Genomic DNA, 15,967 nt, shown 5'->3' with positions numbered 1-15,967 from the left:
ATGGATCACTTCCGGGTGGTCACCGACACCTTCGTGACGGAGCTGATCGCCTTGCCGGACCCGTTCGTGAAGACGGCTCGGTACTGCTTCCCGTCCGTCGCTGCGGCGGCGGTGAACGTCCAACTCGTCTTCGTGGCACCCGAGACCGTGGTCCAGCTCTTCCCGCCGTCGCTGCTGCGCTGCCACCGGACGATCGGTGTCGGCGAACCGGAGGCGGTCGCCGTGAGCGTGACCTTCGTGCCCACGGTGACGGAGACCTTCGCGACCGGCTGCTTCGTGACGACCGGAGCGGCCTTCGGCGCCGTGACGGTCTTCGTCTTGGCCGGGCTGGTGTTGCCCGCCACGTCGACCGCCCGGTACCGCACGGCCTTCGGCGTGTCGGCGATCGCGACCGGTCCCGTGTACGTCTTCCAGGTGGTCCCGTCGAGCGAGTACTGGATTGCGTCGACGCCGGAGAGCGCGTCGGTGGCGGTCAGGGTCAGCTTGCCCGTCGTGGAGCTGGTGACCCGGGCGACCGGGTCGGTCGTGTCGATGCGCACCGTCTGCTCGAGGAGCGTCGAGATCGACCCGTCCGCGCCCACCGCGAGGGCTCGGAGCTGGTGCTCGCCCTCGTCGGAGATCGCCACCGGGTCGGTCGCCGGCAGGAGTTCGCCGGAGTCCACGGACAGGTAGAGCCGCGCGTCGTCGTCCGTCGACGTGACCCGGACCTCGACCGGTGCGTCCGTCCAGCCCGCGGCGTTCGCCGACGGTGAGGCAGTGATCGCGACCGACGGCCCGTCGCCCGTCTGGTTCGTCAGGACACGACCCTTCGTGACCGTCTGGTAGCTGGTCAGGTCGGAGAACTGCGCCGTGTACGGCTCGACGGTGATGCCCGCCACGCCCTTCTGGCCGGCGAGCTGCTGGAAGCCGGCGGTCTGGGACGCGGTCGTGAGGATCCGGCTCGCGCTGCGCTGCAGGTCACCCAGGCGCAGGTTGTAGCCGGTGGCGGGGTAGGAGCCGCGGATTGTCACCGTGTAGGCGACGACCGGCGACGCGGGGTCGGCCGGGTCCTGACGTCGGACGTCGGACACGGTGATCCCGGCCTTCTGCGCCGCAGTGAGCGCGGTGCCCGAGAGCAGTGCGGTCACGTCGGCGTAGGCGGCCTGGACGGAGGCGTAGCGCGCGTTGCCGGCGTACGTCTCGTTGTTGATCGCATCCCGCGTCGTGGTGCCGGAGAGCGGCGCCTTCGACAGGTCGGTCGTCGCGTCGACCGTCGTCGACAGCGTCTCGGTCCCGGTGGCCGACGGCACGAGGCCGCCGAACTGCCAGGAGTACGAGGTGCGGGTCGGCGTGACCGTCCGGTTGTAGGCCGGGAGGCCCGACACGTCGATCGTCGGGTCGACCTTCTTCAGGGCGTTCAGCACCTCGTTCGGGTTGCCGCCCGGCTCGATGAGGTCGTTGCCCGCGTACATGACGCCCGTCGCGCCGGTGCGCGGACCGGCCCCCCAGTCCGTCATGACCGTGCCGGCGAAACCCCATTCGCCGCGGAGCACGTCCGTGTTCAGGTCGTAGCTGCCGGACGCGTACGTGCCGTTGACCTTGTTGTACGACGTCATCACCGACATCGGCTGCGCGCTCTTCACGGCGATCTCGAACCCGCGCAGGTAGATCTCGCGGCTCGCACGCTCGCTGATCACGTCGTTCGACGTGGTGCGAGCGGTCTCCTGGTTGTTCCCGTAGAAGTGCTTGATCGTGACGCCGACGCCCGGGATGCTCTGGACGCCCTTGGTGGTCGCCGCGGCGATGAGCCCGGTGAGCAGCGGGTCCTCCGAGTAGTACTCGAAGTTGCGGCCGTTGAGCGGGTCGCGGTGGATGTTCATGCCCGGTGCGAGCCACAGCGAGACGCCGTACTCCGACATCTCCTGGCCGACGGCCTCACCCACGCGCTGGACGAGCTCGGGGTCCCACGTCTGCGCGAGCAGCGTGCCGATCGGCCAGGCCGTCCCGAACTGGTAGGTCGCCGGGTTGGAGGCGATCTTCTGCGTGATGCGCAGACCGGCGGGACCGTCGGCGAGGGTCATGCCCGGCAGGCCGAGGTCCTCGTACTTGGCGGTCGTGTACCCGGCGGCGCCGACGGCGGTCGCGGTCGTCCCGGCGGCGCTGGCGCCCTCGACGATGTTCGCGAGCTGCGTGGCGCTCAGCCCCGCGACGAACTGCTCCATCGAGATCTTGCCGGTCTTGACGTCGAACAGGGTCGAGCCCGGGACGACGGTGACGCCCTCGGTCTCCTCTCCGGTCTTCGCCTGGTACGGCGCGCCGGTGCCCTCCCAGTTCGTGCTGGCCGCGTCGACGTACGCGGTGACCGAGGCGATCGTGTCGCGGTCGAGCGCGTAGTACGGCGAGTCGGTGCCGACGGGGACGTCCTGCTCCTCCTTCGAGGAGTGGTCCGGCGCGGTGAAGCCCGTCGTGTCGAGGGGCAGGACCGGTGCGTCGGCGAGCTGGCGCTCCTCGTCCGGGTAGGTGAAGAAGTCGGCCGGGTCGCTGGTGCGCTCGGTGGCCGGGGCCTGGTCGTCGAGCTGGTTCGACAGCTGCTCGACGGTCGTGGTCGCGCCGAGGCGGAGCTTCGCGGCGACGGTCGTGTTGCGCGACGAGTCACCGACGCGGATCACGTAGTCGCCGGCCTCCATCACGTTCGTGGCCTTTTCCTGGTCGTACGACGCCATGTCGGTGGTGTTGTACCGGATGGTGACGGTCTGCGAGGCGCCGGGGGCGAGGCTGTCGGTCTTCGCCGAGCCCGCGAGCTGCTGGTACGGCTTGTCGAGTCCGGTCTGCGGGGCCGAGAAGTACGTCTGGACGACGTCCTTGCCCGACGCCTCCGTCCCGACGTTCGTCACGCGTGCCTTGACCGTCACGGACGACATGTCCGCCGTGACGCCGAGCGGCTCCACCTGGAACTGCGTGTACGACAGACCGAAGCCGAAGGGGTAGTCGACGACGCTCGCCGGGTCGGCGCGGTTGATCGACCCGTACATCGAGTCGAAGTACCGGTACCCGACGTAGATGCCCTCGGTGTACTGCTCCTCGGCGCTGTTGCCGTCGTTGTTCGCGAACGACCCGGAGGCCGGGTAGTACGAGTACTTCGACGCCCAGGTGTCGGTGAGCTTGCCCGAGGGGGTGACGGTGCCGTTGAGCACCTCGGTCAGTGCCGTGCCGCCCTCCTGCCCGGCCTGGCTCATGAGGAGCATCGAGTCGAGCGGCTTCCCGCCGTCCGGGTCGACGGCCGCCGCGTTGATCTGGTCGAAGAACGCCGTGTCGACGACCCCGCCGACGTTGAGGACCACCACGACCTTGCCGTAGGTCTGTCCGATGAGTTGGAGGTCGTCCTTCTCGAGGTCGGTCAGCTGGTAGTCGCCGGCGCCGGACGACCGGTCCGCACCCTCACCGGAGTTGCGGGACAGCACGTAGAGCGCGGTGTCGGTCGGTGCTGTCGGGTGCACGGTGGTGCGGGTGAGGCGCTGCTCGACGGACGAGTAGTCGATGGTGGGGCCGAAGATCCCGCCGCCGCTGGTGTTGCCGTACTTCGCGTCGAACGCCGTCTTCACCGCGTCCGAGTACGCCCGGTCGGTGGTGATCTGGTAGCCCGCGTTCTCGAGGCCCTGACGCACGGAGACCGACGAGCGGTTGTTCACCGCGCCCGAGCCGGTGCCGCCCTTGACGGTCGCGTAGGCGCCGACGCCGTAGACGGCCACCGTTCCGCTGCTCGCCATCGGCAGCGCCGAGTCGTTGTTCTCGAGCAGGACCATGCCCTGGGTCGCCGCTTCCTTGCTCAGCGCGGCGTTCGCCTTCTCGAGGGGCCCGGGGTTCGGGTTGGTGGTGGCCGCTTGCGCGAGCCCGGTCCCGGCGACGACGAGCGCCCCCGTGACCCCGGCCGCGAGGGCGGCCTTCGCGGCGACCCCGAGGGGCCGCCTGTTCTCCACATGCATCGAGTTGTCCTCTCTGACAACGTCGGACGCGTCGGCGTCGACCCGCGCCGCGTCCCTGCGTCTCAGGTCGTCCCGACCGACGCGAGGGGTCTGACGGAACAATCCCGGACGCTATTCGGCTTTGGAGGGGACTGTCAATGCACAAATGTGCGGGGCCGTCATGTTTTTCGGCCGCCTCCAGACTGAAGGCCGACGGCGAGTCGCTTCACCATCGGGCCATGACGGTCAACGGTGTCGGGCGTCGCTCCGCGACCGCAGGCGGGACGAGGTCCTCGCCGCGGTGCGCGCCGGGGGAGGCTCGACTCGCGCCGAGCTCGCCGAGCTCGCCGCGCTCGCCGAGCTCGCCGGGGTCCGCCGCTCGGCGCAGCCGGCGATCGCCCGGGCGGTCCAGGTCCGGCCGGCAGCGCTCGGGTCCGACTCCGAGCTCGTCGGGGCGCTCGACCTCGCGGCGGCGTGTCAGCCCGCCTGATCATCCTCTCCACACCGGTCCACTGAAGTACTGGAACATCAGTAGAGTGGAGCGATGACCCGCACCATGCTCGCGACCGTTCCGCTCCTGCTCATCACGACTGCGCTCCCGTCCGGAGCCGTGCCGTCCACCGAGGCGGCACCTCCCACCACGTCTGCCGGCGTCGTCAGTGCGCTCGAGCAGATCGGGCGCACCCAGACCGCGTCGGACATCAGCGCCGTGCGTGCTGCGGGCGGCGCCGTTCTGCTGACCGACCCGGACACGAGCGAGGTGGTCGCGGCCGTGTCGGTTGAGACGCCCCTCGGGCGCGCGCTGAACCCCGTCACGCCGGGCTGCTCCACGACGTCGCTCTGCATGCGGTCCGCTGCGAACGTGCCCTACGGCTACAGCGGAGCGGGGACGCGCACCGGGACCTGGAAGAACATCGCGCAGATGGCGCCCGGCGACCGTCGCTCCCGGTTCGAGTGGACCTCAGGGGGTCTGACGCTCGCGCCCGGGGAGACGAACATCTTCGGTCGCCCGGTCACGATGAAGAAGATCAGTCGCTGATCGTCCGCCGTCTCCCGCGGCGGAGCAGCCGGTCTGCGCCGCGGGAGGTCGAGCCGGGGCGCGACGTGGTTCGATCCAGACCATGAGCACCACCGACCGTGACGTCCACCGCACCGAGCGGGGACGGAACGAGACCCCCGCAGAGCGCTGGGACCGCAACTGGTCCGACATCCAGCAGGAGCTGCGCATCGTCCAGACCGGAACGCAGATCCTCGCCGGGTTCCTGCTGACGCTGCCGTTCCAGCAGCGCTTCGCGTCCCTCACCGCGCTGCAGGAGACGGTCTACCTCGTACTCGTCGTGCTCGCCGTCGTCGTCACCGTGGTCGCGCTGTCCGCGGTCGCGACGCACCGCCTGGTGTTCCGGCAGCGGCAGAAGCACGACCTGGTCCGGGTGGGCAACGTCATCCTGCTCACGGCCCTCATCGCGAGCGCATTGCTGTTCGCCGGCACGGTGCTGTTCGTGTTCGACGTGGTGCTCGGGGACCGCGGGGGCGTGGTCGCCGGCGTCGTCGTCTTCGTGGGGACCGCCGCGCTGTGGACGACGCTGCCGACGGTGCTGCGCCGCACCTCGCGCGACGTCGAGGAGTGAGCGCGCGGCGGGGCTAGCTCGCCTTCTGCTTCGCGGCCGGTGCCTTGACCGGGGTCTTCTTCGTCGGCGTCTTCTCGGCAGGGGCCTTCGCTGCCGGCGCTCCGTCCGCCGACGCCTTGCTCGCTGACGCCTTGCTCGTCGACGACCCGCCCGCCGAGGCCTTCGCGGCCGGGGTCTTGCGCGTCGACCTCTTCGCCGCCGGTGTCCGCTTCGCAGGCGCCTCCTCAGCGGCCGCATCGTCGTCTGACGTCGACTCGCCGGAGCCACCGCCCTGCTTCCGCGATCGCCCCGCCGGACGCGCCCCCGACCCTCCCGACCGGTTCTTGTCCACGGACGCGCGCAGCGCCGCCATCAGGTCGATGACGTCCCCACCGGTGTCGTCGTCGTCGGCCGCGTCCTTGCCGAACGTCTCCGCGGTGTCGACGTCGTCACCGGACTCCAGCTTCGCGTCGATGAGCTGCTGCAGCTCCTCCTGGTACTCGTCCGTGTACCGGTCCGGGTCGAAGTCGGTCGACATGCTCTCGACGAGCGAGGACGACATCTTCAGCTCGTTCGCGCTGACCTTCACCGAGGTGTCGAGGGCCGTGAAGTCGGCCGCACGCACCTCGTCGCCCCACAGGAGCCCCTGGAGCAGCAGCACGTCGTCGTGCACGCGGAGCACCCCGAGCCGGGTCTTCTGACGGAGGGTGAACTGCACGATCGCCAGGCGGTCGGTCTGCTCGAGGGTCTTGCGGAGGAGCACGTACGCCTTCGGGGAGCGCGAGTCCGGCTCGAGGTAGTACGTCTTCTCGAACATCATCGGGTCGACCTGGTCGACGGGCACGAACTCGAGGACCTCGATCTCGTGCGACTGCTCCTGCGGCAGCTGCTTGAAGTCGTCGGAGGTGAGGACCACGGTCTTCTCGCCGTCGTCGTACGCCTTCTGGATGTCGCCGTACTCGACCTCGTGGCCGAGCTCGCAGACGCGCTTGTAGCGGATGCGGGCCTTGTCCTCGTCGTGGATCTGGTGCAGCGAGACGTCGTGCGTCTCGGTCGCCGCGTACACCTTGATCGGCACGTTGACGAGCCCGAACGCGATGGAGCCCTTCCAGATCGACCTCATGCGCTCATGATGCCCGGATGCATGCGGATCGGCGCTCAGTTCCGAGCGGATCGGCAGGTGCGGCGGGCGGCCGCTCGCCCTCCACAGCCGGGAGGCGCGGCTCGCGTTCTCCACGGAGGTCGCCGCTCCTGTGTCGCCGGCCCGGTTCCGCGAGCACGATGGGGCCATGAGCCAGCTCGACAAGCAGGACCCCCGGGAGCAGTACGCCCGTCCGCCGTTCCCCGCGCAGACGCAACAGGGGTCCGGCCGCGCAGCGGACCTCGACCCGCCGGCCGACCACGGCGAGACGAGCTACCAGGGCACCGGGCGGATGCGCGGGTACCGCGTGCTCGTGACCGGGGCGGACTCGGGCATCGGCCGGGCCGCGGCGATCGCGATGGCGAAGGAGGGGGCGGACGTCGCCCTGAACGCCCTGCCCGAGGAGATCGAGGACCTGACCGAGGTGCGGGACGTCATCGCCGACCTCGGTCGCACGGCGGTGATGCTCCCGGGCGACCTGACCGACGAACCGTTCTGCGACGAACTCGTGCGGACCGCGGTCGACCTGCTCGGCGGACTCGACGCGCTGGTGCTCGTCGCCGGGCACCAGAAGGTGCACGAGGACATCACGGAGCAGACCACCGAGGACTTCGACCGGACGATGAAGGTGAACCTCTACTCGCTGTTCTGGCTGACCCGGGCTGCGGTGCCGCACATGGCACCCGGCAGCGCGATCGTCACGACGAGTTCGGTGTCGGCGTACCTGCCCCAGGACCGGATGATCGACTACGCGGCGACGAAGGCCGCCATCATCACGTACACGAACGGGCTCGCCCGCCAGCTGGCGTCGAAGGGCATCCGGGCGAACACGGTCGTCCCCGGCCCGGTGTGGACCCCGCTGCAGCCGATCAGCTACCCCGGGGACGAGATCGCGGCCTACGGACAGGACACCCCGCTCGGCAGGCCCGCACAACCGGTCGAGCTCGCCGGTGCGTACGTGTACCTCGCCGGCCCGGAGTCGTCGTACACGTCGGGCACGACGCTCACGGTCGGCGGTGCGACCGGGGTCGCCCTGTGAGCCCGGTGACGAAGAAGACGACGGTGCAGGTCGGGGACCGTCGTCTGGCGCTGACGAACCTCGACAAGGTGCTCTACCCGGAGACCGGCACGACCAAGGGACGGGTCATCGAGTACTACGAGCGCATCGCGCCGTGGATGATCCCGCACGTCACCGGCCGCCCGATGACCCGGAAGCGGTGGGCGAACGGCGTCGACGGCAAGGTGTTCTTCGAGAAGAACCTGCCTGACTCGGCTCCGGACTGGATCCGGCACCACACGATCTCGCACGAGCACCACGACGTCGAGTACCCGGTGGTGGACGAGATGCCGACGCTGGTGTGGACGGCGCAGCAGGCCGCGCTCGAACTGCACGTGCCGCAGTGGCGGTTCGGTCCGCGCGGCGGGCACCAGAACCCGGACCGGCTCGTCCTCGACCTGGACCCGGGTGAGGGCGTCGGGCTGCCGGAGTGCGTCGAGGTGGCGCTGGCCGCCCGGGTGGTGCTGCAGGGGATGGGACTCGAGCCGTACCCGGTGACCTCCGGGTCGAAGGGCATCCACCTGTACGCGGCACTCGACGGGAAGGCGACGGCCCAGCAGGTGTCGGACGTGGCGCACGAACTGGCGCGGGCGCTGGAGCAGGACATGCCGGACCTGGTCCTGTCGTCGATGAGCCGCGCGGAGCGGGCCGGCAAGGTGTTCGTGGACTGGTCGCAGAACAACGGCAACAAGACGACGATCGCGCCGTACTCCCTGCGCGGCCGGTCACTGCCGACGGTCGCTGCTCCCCGGACGTGGGAGGAGTTGACCGAGCCTGGCCTGGCACACCTGACGCTGGACGAGGTCCTCGAGCGGGTGCCGGTGCTCGGTGACCTGCTGCACCCGGTCGCCGCGGCGTCCCTCGGGGTCGGACGAGCCGATGCCGGGCACTGGGACGGTGCGCGCACGGAGGCGGTGAACGAGCGCGAGCGGCAGGAACGGCAGGAGTTGCAGGACCGCCTGTCGACGTACCGGGCCAAGCGGGACGCGTCCAGGACCCCGGAACCGGTGCCGCAGGCGTCGCCGACCGTCCGGACCGACGGGAAGCCGACGTTCGTCATCCAGGAGCACCACGCGACCCGGAACCACCACGACTTCCGCCTGGAGCACGACGGCGTGCTGGTGAGCTGGGCGCTCCCGAAGGGGGAGCCGACCGACCCGGGCGCGAACCACCTGGCCGTGCAGACCGAGGACCACCCGCTGGAGTACGGCGGCTTCGAGGGCGTCATCCCCGCCGGAGAGTACGGCGGGGGCACGGTGACGATCTGGGACGACGGGACCTACGAGCTCGAGAAGTGGCGCGAGGGCGAAGAGGTCATCGTCACGCTGCACGGACGCACGAACGGCGTCCGACGGCTCGCGCTCCTGCACACCCGGGGGCGCGGTCGCGGTGGTGACGAGAAGAACTGGCTCATCCACCGCACGAAGGACCAGCCAGACCAGGGCGCGGTGACGGACGGGGCGGACGCCGGGCGGGCCTCCCGGTCGAGCGCCGCGGGCCATGAGCGGATCGACCGGGCGGCGTCCGCCTCCACGGAGCCGGCCGAGCGCCGCACCATGCAGGCGTCGCTGCAGAAGGGCGAGCCGGTACTCGACCCGCGCCAGTGGGCGTTCGAGATGAAGTGGGACGGGGTCCGGGCGCTGGCGACCGTCCGCGACGGCGCCGTCCGCCTGCTCAGTCGGAACGGCAACGACCTCACCGACCAGTACCCGGAGCTGCAGGAACTCGGGGAGCGGGCTGGGGTCGACGGCGTGTTCGACGGCGAGGTCGTGGCGCTCGACGACCACGGACGGCCGTCCTTCCAGTTGCTGCAGAACCGGATGGGACTGACGAAGCCGCGCGAGGTGGCCGCCGCACAGGCCAGCACCCCGGTGCGCCTGTTCCTGTTCGACGTGCTCGAGGCGGACGGCCACGAGCTCACCCGGCTCGGCTACACCGCCAGGCGCGAGGCGCTGACGACCGTGGTCGAGCCCGGAGGCGCGATCGAGGTGCCGCCGGCGTTCGACGGAGACCTTCCGGCGGCGATGTCCGCGTCGCGGGAGCGCGGGCTCGAAGGAGTCGTTGCCAAGAAGCGCTCCTCGCGGTACGTCGAGGGGCGGCGGTCCGAGTCGTGGCTGAAGCTGAAGCACCACGCCACGCAGGAGGTGGTCGTCGGTGGCTGGAAGCCCGGGGCCGGACGGCGAGCGGGGGGCATCGGCTCGCTGCTGCTCGGGATCCCCGGCGACGACGGCCTGGTGTACGTGGGCAAGGTGGGCACCGGGTTCCGTGACCGGGACCTCGACGAGATCGGCGCGCTGCTCGACGGGCTGGAGCGGGATGCGTCGCCGTTCGTCGACGTGCCCCGGCCGGACGCGCGCGATGCGCATTGGGTCGCCGCCGAGCGGGTGGCGGAGGTCGAGTTCGCGGAGTGGACGGGCGACGGACGGCTGCGTCAGCCGTCGTGGCGGGGCTGGCGCAGTGACAAGTCCCCGGAGGACGTCGTCCGCGAGGTCCCCGAGGAGGTCGTGCCCGACTGAGCCGGTCCGGAATCCGCATGCACGAGCATGAGGTCCGCCGGGGGCGAACTTCCGTCCCCCGTTGTCCACGGCAGCGGGGGACGATCTCGGCACGACCGCCTGCTGCCGCGAGCGTGGCTGTTACGGTCCTCGAGACGGAAGGACGCGACATGGACGCGAGCAAGTACCTGCCGCCGTTCACGCAGGGACAGCGCGGTGACGCGACGCAGGACCCGCGTGGCGAGCAGGACGCCGCCGGTGGCGCGGCCGTCGGCGGACGACACGACGACCGGCAGATGGTGGACGCGGGCAGCGTCACCGACCCGGAAGCGACCTACGCCGACTTCCTCGGCGACCAGGTCGACGACTGAGCCGACCGCGCGAGACCGGCCCACGCTCCGGTCGAGCCGACCGCGTCAGACGGAGCTGCCCGGCGTCAGGCCGAGCCGATCGGCGTCAGGCTGCGGGCGCGGGCCCGTCCGCGGCGGCGCTCCCCGACTCCAGCGGCAGGTCTTCCTCCGCTGCGGCACGCTCGTCCGCCTCACCGGCGTCCGCCGCGGCGGCCTTCGCCTCGTCGATGGCCTCCTGGGAGGCACGCAGCGCTTCGTCGTTCCCGGGGTGTGCCTGATCAGTCATGTCCGCCACGCTACGCGGACGTCGCTGGACCGGTTCGGCGACGCAGGACCCCGTCCGGCACGACCGGCGGCCGTGGCTGGTCGAAGTCGACGGCCGAGGTCGGCGCGACCGAGGTCGGCATCGCCGGTGCGGGCGGCGCACCCTGTGCATCGGCCGCGTCGAGCACGGCACGGGTCGCCGCCGCAGCGATCCGCAGGGCGTCCTGCAGGGGCCTCGCCCGGAGCGCCGGGGTCCGGACCTCCACGCCCCACGGCTCGGCGAACCCCAGGCCGCGGACCGTACGGACGAACCCGGGCAGGTCCCAGGCACCGGAACCGGGCAGGTAGCGGCCGTCCCGCGACTCGTCGGCGAGCGTCATCCCGTTCGGGGTGTGCAGCAGTCCGTCGCTGAGCTCGACCGCGGCGAGGGCGGACGGCGCCACGCCCTGCGCGATCGAGGCCAGGGTCGACCCACCGCGCAGCGCGTGCATCGCGTCGAGCACCAGCCCGCCGTTCGGGTGACCCGCCACCACGAACCGCGAGGCGCGCTCGACGGTCGCCAGGTTCGACCACGGCTCCGGCTCGAGCACCAGACGGGCGCCGACGCCCTCGGCCTGCACCGCGAGGTGGTTCCACGCTTCACCCATCACCGCCGGTGACGCCCCGGGTACCGAGTGGTCCGCCCGCACGACGACCTGCCAGGCGGCCAGGGTCGCCGCTGCTTCGAGCAGGACGCCGCGGTCGGCCTCCTGGTCGTCCCGGCCCGGTGTCGACCACCAGTCACCGAGGGTGCCGAGCTGGACCCAGACCACGCCGGCGTCGTCGAGCATCCGGCGCAGGTCCGCGAAGCCGGTCGTGGCGCGGACCTCGTGCAGGTCGTCGAGCGCGAGAGCGAGCCCCGCGAAGCCGGCGTCGGCCACCGCGCGGACACGCTCCCGCACCGGTTCACGCCCGGCCCACGTCCACGACGTGGCGAGCAGGTCGTGTTCCTCCACAGGACCACCTCCATGATCCGGACACGCTCGGCTGCCCCGTTGCAGCTGCTGCACGTCCTGTCTGCGGATCGCTGCCGTACCCCTCGCAGCGTTCGGGGTCCGGTGTACGCCGGGCGCCTCGGAGTCCTCCCAGGACGGCCGGCGTCCGGACCGAGCCGGGAGGGGCCGCGTCAGACGACGTGCGTCTCCACGACCCCGACACCGGCGACCGCCCCGCGCAGCACCGACCCGCGCGCCACCGGCCCGACGCCCTCGGGGGTGCCGGTGAAGAGCAGGTCGCCGGGCGCGAGCGCGACGGCACGGGACAGCGCGGCGATCGTCTCGGCGACGCTCCAGATCTGCTCCGCCAGGTCACCCGACTGCCGCAGGACCCCGTCGACGTGCAGGGTGACGGCCCCGGACGTCGGATCGACACCGGCTGCGGGGACGATCGTGCCGATCGGCGCGGAGTGGTCGAACCCCTTCGCCAGGTCCCACGGACGCCCGAGTCGCTTCGCCTCGGCCTGCAGGTCCCGGCGGGTGAGGTCGATGCCGACCGCGTACCCCCAGACGAGTCCGAGCGCGTCGGCGACGGACACGTCCCGGCCACCCCTACCGAGGGCGACGACGAGTTCGACCTCGTACTCCAGTCGGGCGGTCAGGGTCGGGTACGGGGAGTCGGCGCCGTCCGTCACGAGCGCGTCTGCCGGCTTGCCGAAGAAGAACGGCGGCTCGCGGTCCGGGTCGTGGCCCATCTCGCGCGCGTGCGCTGCGTAGTTGCGTCCGACGCAGTACACGCGACGGACCGGGAACCGGCCACCGGTGCTCGTGGGAACGGTCGGGAGGCCCGGCGCCGGGACGACGAGGTCGGTCACGCGTCCAGCGTGGCAGGCCGCGCCGGGAACACGAAGCGGTTCATCGCCCAGTAGCGGAAGACCATCGCGATGAGCGTGCCGATCACGGGGCCGCTGATGAAGTCGGCGAGTTCCTGCCCCGCGAGCGACACGTTCGGCACTTCCAGGCCGAGGACGTAGCGGGAGATCCAGAGCGGTGCCGAGTTGAGGCCGACGCCGATCACGCTGACGATGACGAACAGCAGGACCTCGTGGCCGGTGTGCAGCTCGCCACGGTCACCGAAGGACCACTTCTTGTTGAGGAAGTAGGACACGACCGTCGCGACGATGATGCCGATCGCCAGGGTCGTCACCGGGTGCTGCGGGATGACGAAGAACTTCAGCCCGTAGTTGATGCCCATCGTGATGACGAAACCGAGACCACCGACGACCAGGAACCGGAGCGCGGGGTGCTCGACGAGCGACCGGACAGAGAACGACTGCACCGGCCAACCCTAGACCGGCCGGCCGGACGCCCGCCGACCGGCACGCGTTCCGGACCGGCCGTCCGGTCAACGACCGGGAGCGGCCCCCTCGGTCTCGCCCTGTCCCGGGTCGCCACCCGTGCCGCCGTCCGAGGCCCCGTCCTGCGGCCAGCCGGTGAACTCCCATCCGGCGACCGCCTCGTGGTCCTCGCCGTTCGTGTAGGCGAACTCTCGAGCGGCGGCGCGTGCGTCGGTGAGGGCCGTCAGCAGGTCGTCGAACCGGTCGGACCCGTCGGCGACGCGGGTGAGCGCGTCGTGCGCGAGGGCGTACCGGTCCATGTCGTTCCGCATGAGCATGTCGAAGGGCGAGGTGGTCGTGCCCTGCTCGAGGAAGCCGTGCACGTGCAGGTCGTCGTGCCCGTGCCGGCGGTAGGTCAGGTTGTGCACGAGCGAGGGGTAGCCGTGGAAGGCGAAGACCGCGGGCGTGCCGGGCAGGAAGACCTCGTCGTAGCGCTCGTCCGACGCCGGGTGGTCGTGCTTGCGCGGGTCGCCGATCGACAGCAGGTCGACGACGTTGACCACGCGGACGCCGACGTCGGGCGCGTGCTTCCGGATGATGTCGGCGGCGGCGATCGTCTCGACGGTCGGGACGTCGCCGGCGCTGACGAGCACGACGTCGGCGTGGCCCACGGTCTGCTCCGTGCCGGCCCAGTCCCAGACGCCGAAGCCGGCCGCCGCGTGGGCGACGGCGTCGTCGAGGGACAGGAACACCGGCTCGGGGTGCTTGCCGGCGACGATGACCTCGATGCGGTCCGTCGTCTCGAACGCGTGCGCTGCGACGGCGAGCAGCGTGTTCGCGTCGGCGGGCAACTTGATCCGGACCAGGTCCTGCTGCTTGGACGCCACGACGTCGAGGAAGCCGGGGTCCTGGTGCGAGAACCCGTTGTGGTCCTGCCGCCACACGTGCGACGACAGCAGGATCGTCAGGTTCGACACCGGTGCGCGCCAGTCGATGTCCGTCGAGGACTCGAGCCACTTGGCGTACTGACCGACCATCGAGTCGACGATGTGCGCGAACGCCTCGTACGTGTTGAACACCCCGTGGCGTCCGCTCAGCACGTACCCCTCGAGCATCCCCTCGAGCAGGTGTTCGGACAGCACCTCGATGACGCGACCGCGGGCTGCCATGTGCTCGTCACCGGCCTCCCGTCGGGCACGCCAGACCCGGCTCGTGACGTCGAAGACCGCGTCGAGCTTGTTCGAGATCGTCTCGTCCGGGCCGAACAGCCGAAACGAGTTCGGGTTCCGCTGCGTGAGGGCGGCGAGCCACGGCCCGAGGGTGCCCGTGGCGGACGCGTCCTCGCCGACGGGCACGGCGAACTCCTCGAGGCCCGGGCGGTCGAGGGCCGTCCGGATCCGGCCGCCGTTGGCGTGCGGGGTGGCGCTCATCCGGGTCTCGCCGGCGGGACGGATCGTCTCGAGGATGCCGATCGGCCGGGCGTCCTGGTCGAACAGCTCCTCCGGCCGGTAGGAGCGCAACCACTCCTCGAGCTGCCGGCGGTGACCCTCGTCGTCGCGGACGTTCGGCAGCGGGACCTGGTGCGCGCGGAAGGTGCCCTCGACCTGCTCGCCGTCGACGACCTTCGGGCCGGTCCAGCCCTTCGGGGTCCGGAGCACGATCATCGGCCAGCGCGGGCGGAGGTCCGCGGCGCCGGCCATCTCGCCGGCGGCGGCTCGGGCGGCCTGTGCCCGGGCGGCGGCCTGGATGTCGTCGATCGTCGCGAGTGCCCGGCGGAGCGCCCCGTCGAACAGGGCGTGCACGGCGAACGGGTCGTGGTCCACCCGGCCGGAGTCGACCACGATCGGCTCGTAGCCGAGTCCGCGGAAGTACGCCTGCAGGTCCTCGTCGGGGATCCGCGCGAGGACGGTCGGGTTCGCGATCTTGTACCCGTTCAGGTTCAGGATCGGCAGGACCGCGCCGTCCGACACCGGGTCGAGGAACGTGTGCGCCTGCCAGGACGCCGACAGCGGACCCGTCTCGGCCTCGCCGTCGCCCACGACGCAGGCGACGACCAGGTCGGGGTTGTCGAACGCGGCGCCGTACGCGTGCGCGAGGGAGTAGCCGAGCTCACCGCCCTCGTTGATCGACCCCGGGGTCTCCGGTGCCGCGTGCGAGGGGATGCCGCCGGGGAACGAGAACTGGCGGAAGAACCGCTGGAGCCCGGCCGTGTCGGGCGTGATGTCGGGGTAGAGCTCGTTCCACGTGCCGTCGAGCCACGCGTTCGCGTTCATCGCGGGACCGCCGTGGCCGGGACCGCAGATGTAGAGCACGTCGCGGTCGGTCTCGCTGATGACCGCGTTGAGGTGCGCGTACACGAGGTTCAGCGCCGGCGACGTCCCCCAGTGCCCGAGCAGCCGCGGCTTGATGTCCGAGGGCTCCAGCGGCCGCTCCAGCAGTGGGTCGTCGAGCAGGTAGATCTGCCCGACGGTGAGGTAGTTCGCGGCGCGCCACCAGGCGTCGATCGCGCGGATGCGGTCGGTGGACGAGTGCGACGTGGGCATACCCCACACGCTACGAGAGAGCCGATCCGGGAAATCCAGAAAACCCTCCAATCCGATCGGCGCAGGGTGCCGAATCACTGTCACAAGCCGGGAACGGCCCGCAAGCGCTCACCAGCCGCACATCGCTGGTTCTCCACCCCTTCCGCGGGGTGTGTTCGGCGCGCATCCCATTCCAGATCCGCGCCGAGCGCGACAAGCAAAGGAACGAAGACATGCGCAAGTCCCTGAAGACCTCGATCACCCTCGCCACGACCGGTG

The 15,967-nt window shown here is 71.1% G+C and carries 13 protein-coding genes; 6 read left to right on the top strand and 7 right to left on the bottom strand.

The features are described 5' to 3' along the window. Positions 1–5 precede the first annotated feature (5 nt). Positions 6–3,962 (bottom strand): glycoside hydrolase family 3 N-terminal domain-containing protein, encoded by a 3,957-nt coding sequence (locus tag DEI95_RS16050; RefSeq protein ID WP_111060867.1) that lies wholly within the window; start codon positions 3,960–3,962, stop codon positions 6–8. Between the two features lie 280 nt (positions 3,963–4,242). Here DEI95_RS16050 and DEI95_RS16045 point away from each other — a divergent pair, with 280 nt between their 5' ends. The 3 genes from DEI95_RS16045 to DEI95_RS16035 all read left to right on the top strand — a co-directional run bounded on the left by DEI95_RS16045 (position 4,243) and on the right by DEI95_RS16035 (position 5,569). Then, on the top strand, positions 4,243–4,431 hold the full coding sequence (locus tag DEI95_RS16045; RefSeq protein ID WP_110825546.1) for a hypothetical protein: 189 nt from the start codon (positions 4,243–4,245) through the stop codon (positions 4,429–4,431). Positions 4,432–4,485: 54 nt separating this feature from the next. After that, a complete protein-coding gene (locus tag DEI95_RS16040) occupies positions 4,486–4,980 on the top strand; it encodes a hypothetical protein (RefSeq protein WP_111060866.1) in 495 nt (164 codons plus the stop codon). An 82-nt stretch (positions 4,981–5,062) separates the two neighbouring features. Further along, a complete protein-coding gene (locus tag DEI95_RS16035; RefSeq protein WP_110825544.1) occupies positions 5,063–5,569 on the top strand; it encodes a DUF6328 family protein in 507 nt (168 codons plus the stop codon). Between the two features lie 13 nt (positions 5,570–5,582). Here the strand turns inward: DEI95_RS16035 and DEI95_RS16030 are convergent, their stop codons facing one another. Beyond that, on the bottom strand, positions 5,583–6,671 hold the full coding sequence (locus DEI95_RS16030; RefSeq protein ID WP_111060865.1) for a Ku protein: 1,089 nt from the start codon (positions 6,669–6,671) through the stop codon (positions 5,583–5,585). Between the two features lie 166 nt (positions 6,672–6,837). On the opposite strand from DEI95_RS16030, the gene DEI95_RS16025 reads away from it, so the two are divergent. The 3 genes from DEI95_RS16025 to DEI95_RS16015 all read left to right on the top strand — a co-directional run bounded on the left by DEI95_RS16025 (position 6,838) and on the right by DEI95_RS16015 (position 10,612). Next, entirely contained in the window at positions 6,838–7,728 is an 891-nt protein-coding gene (locus DEI95_RS16025) for an SDR family oxidoreductase (RefSeq protein WP_111060864.1), read from the top strand. Next, positions 7,725–10,262, top strand: coding sequence for an ATP-dependent DNA ligase (locus DEI95_RS16020; protein ID WP_111060863.1), 2,538 nt, complete (start codon positions 7,725–7,727; stop codon positions 10,260–10,262). The genes DEI95_RS16025 and DEI95_RS16020 overlap by 4 nt, the downstream gene beginning before the upstream one ends. A gap of 149 nt (positions 10,263–10,411) precedes the next feature. Then, on the top strand, positions 10,412–10,612 hold the full coding sequence (locus tag DEI95_RS16015; RefSeq protein WP_110891476.1) for a hypothetical protein: 201 nt from the start codon (positions 10,412–10,414) through the stop codon (positions 10,610–10,612). 85 nt (positions 10,613–10,697) lie between these two features. On the opposite strand, the gene DEI95_RS16010 is transcribed toward DEI95_RS16015, so the two are convergent. From DEI95_RS16010 to DEI95_RS15990, 5 genes are all read right to left on the bottom strand, one after another. Continuing rightward, entirely contained in the window at positions 10,698–10,877 is a 180-nt protein-coding gene (locus DEI95_RS16010) for a hypothetical protein (RefSeq protein ID WP_146234194.1), read from the bottom strand. A 10-nt stretch (positions 10,878–10,887) separates the two neighbouring features. After that, positions 10,888–11,850, bottom strand: a complete 963-nt coding sequence (locus tag DEI95_RS16005) for a sugar phosphate isomerase/epimerase (protein ID WP_181419511.1) — start codon at positions 11,848–11,850, stop codon at positions 10,888–10,890. Positions 11,851–12,020: 170 nt separating this feature from the next. Beyond that, entirely contained in the window at positions 12,021–12,704 is a 684-nt protein-coding gene (locus DEI95_RS16000) for a fumarylacetoacetate hydrolase family protein (protein WP_110891479.1), read from the bottom strand. After that, positions 12,701–13,168 (bottom strand): GtrA family protein, encoded by a 468-nt coding sequence (locus DEI95_RS15995; RefSeq protein ID WP_220036665.1) that lies wholly within the window; start codon positions 13,166–13,168, stop codon positions 12,701–12,703. Before DEI95_RS15995 ends, DEI95_RS16000 begins: the two co-directional genes overlap by 4 nt. A 66-nt stretch (positions 13,169–13,234) precedes the next feature. Then, positions 13,235–15,709 carry a phosphoketolase gene (locus tag DEI95_RS15990; protein ID WP_111060860.1) on the bottom strand — a complete coding sequence of 825 codons (2,475 nt, stop codon included), beginning with the start codon at positions 15,707–15,709 and terminating at the stop codon, positions 13,235–13,237. Positions 15,710–15,967: the final 258 nt, after the last annotated feature.

The organism is Curtobacterium sp. MCBD17_008, assembly GCF_003234475.1.
GTDB lineage: Bacteria > Actinomycetota > Actinomycetes > Actinomycetales > Microbacteriaceae > Curtobacterium.
Note: the sequence above shows the minus strand (reverse complement) of the source record. Positions and strands in the feature narration are given on the sequence as shown.

Bases quoted from the DNA above. Each gene is read 5' to 3' on its own strand.
- DEI95_RS16050 (WP_111060867.1), bottom strand. From the start codon at position 3,962: ATGCATGTGGAGAACAGGCGGCCCCTCGGGGTCGCCGCGAAGGCCGCC.
- DEI95_RS16040 (WP_111060866.1), top strand. From the start codon at position 4,486: ATGACCCGCACCATGCTCGCGACCGTTCCGCTCCTGCTCATCACGACT.
- DEI95_RS16035 (WP_110825544.1), top strand. From the start codon at position 5,063: ATGAGCACCACCGACCGTGACGTCCACCGCACCGAGCGGGGACGGAAC.
- DEI95_RS16030 (WP_111060865.1), bottom strand. From the start codon at position 6,671: ATGAGGTCGATCTGGAAGGGCTCCATCGCGTTCGGGCTCGTCAACGTG.
- DEI95_RS16025 (WP_111060864.1), top strand. From the start codon at position 6,838: ATGAGCCAGCTCGACAAGCAGGACCCCCGGGAGCAGTACGCCCGTCCG.
- DEI95_RS16015 (WP_110891476.1), top strand. From the start codon at position 10,412: ATGGACGCGAGCAAGTACCTGCCGCCGTTCACGCAGGGACAGCGCGGT.
- DEI95_RS16010 (WP_146234194.1), bottom strand. From the start codon at position 10,877: ATGACTGATCAGGCACACCCCGGGAACGACGAAGCGCTGCGTGCCTCC.
- DEI95_RS15990 (WP_111060860.1), bottom strand. From the start codon at position 15,709: ATGCCCACGTCGCACTCGTCCACCGACCGCATCCGCGCGATCGACGCC.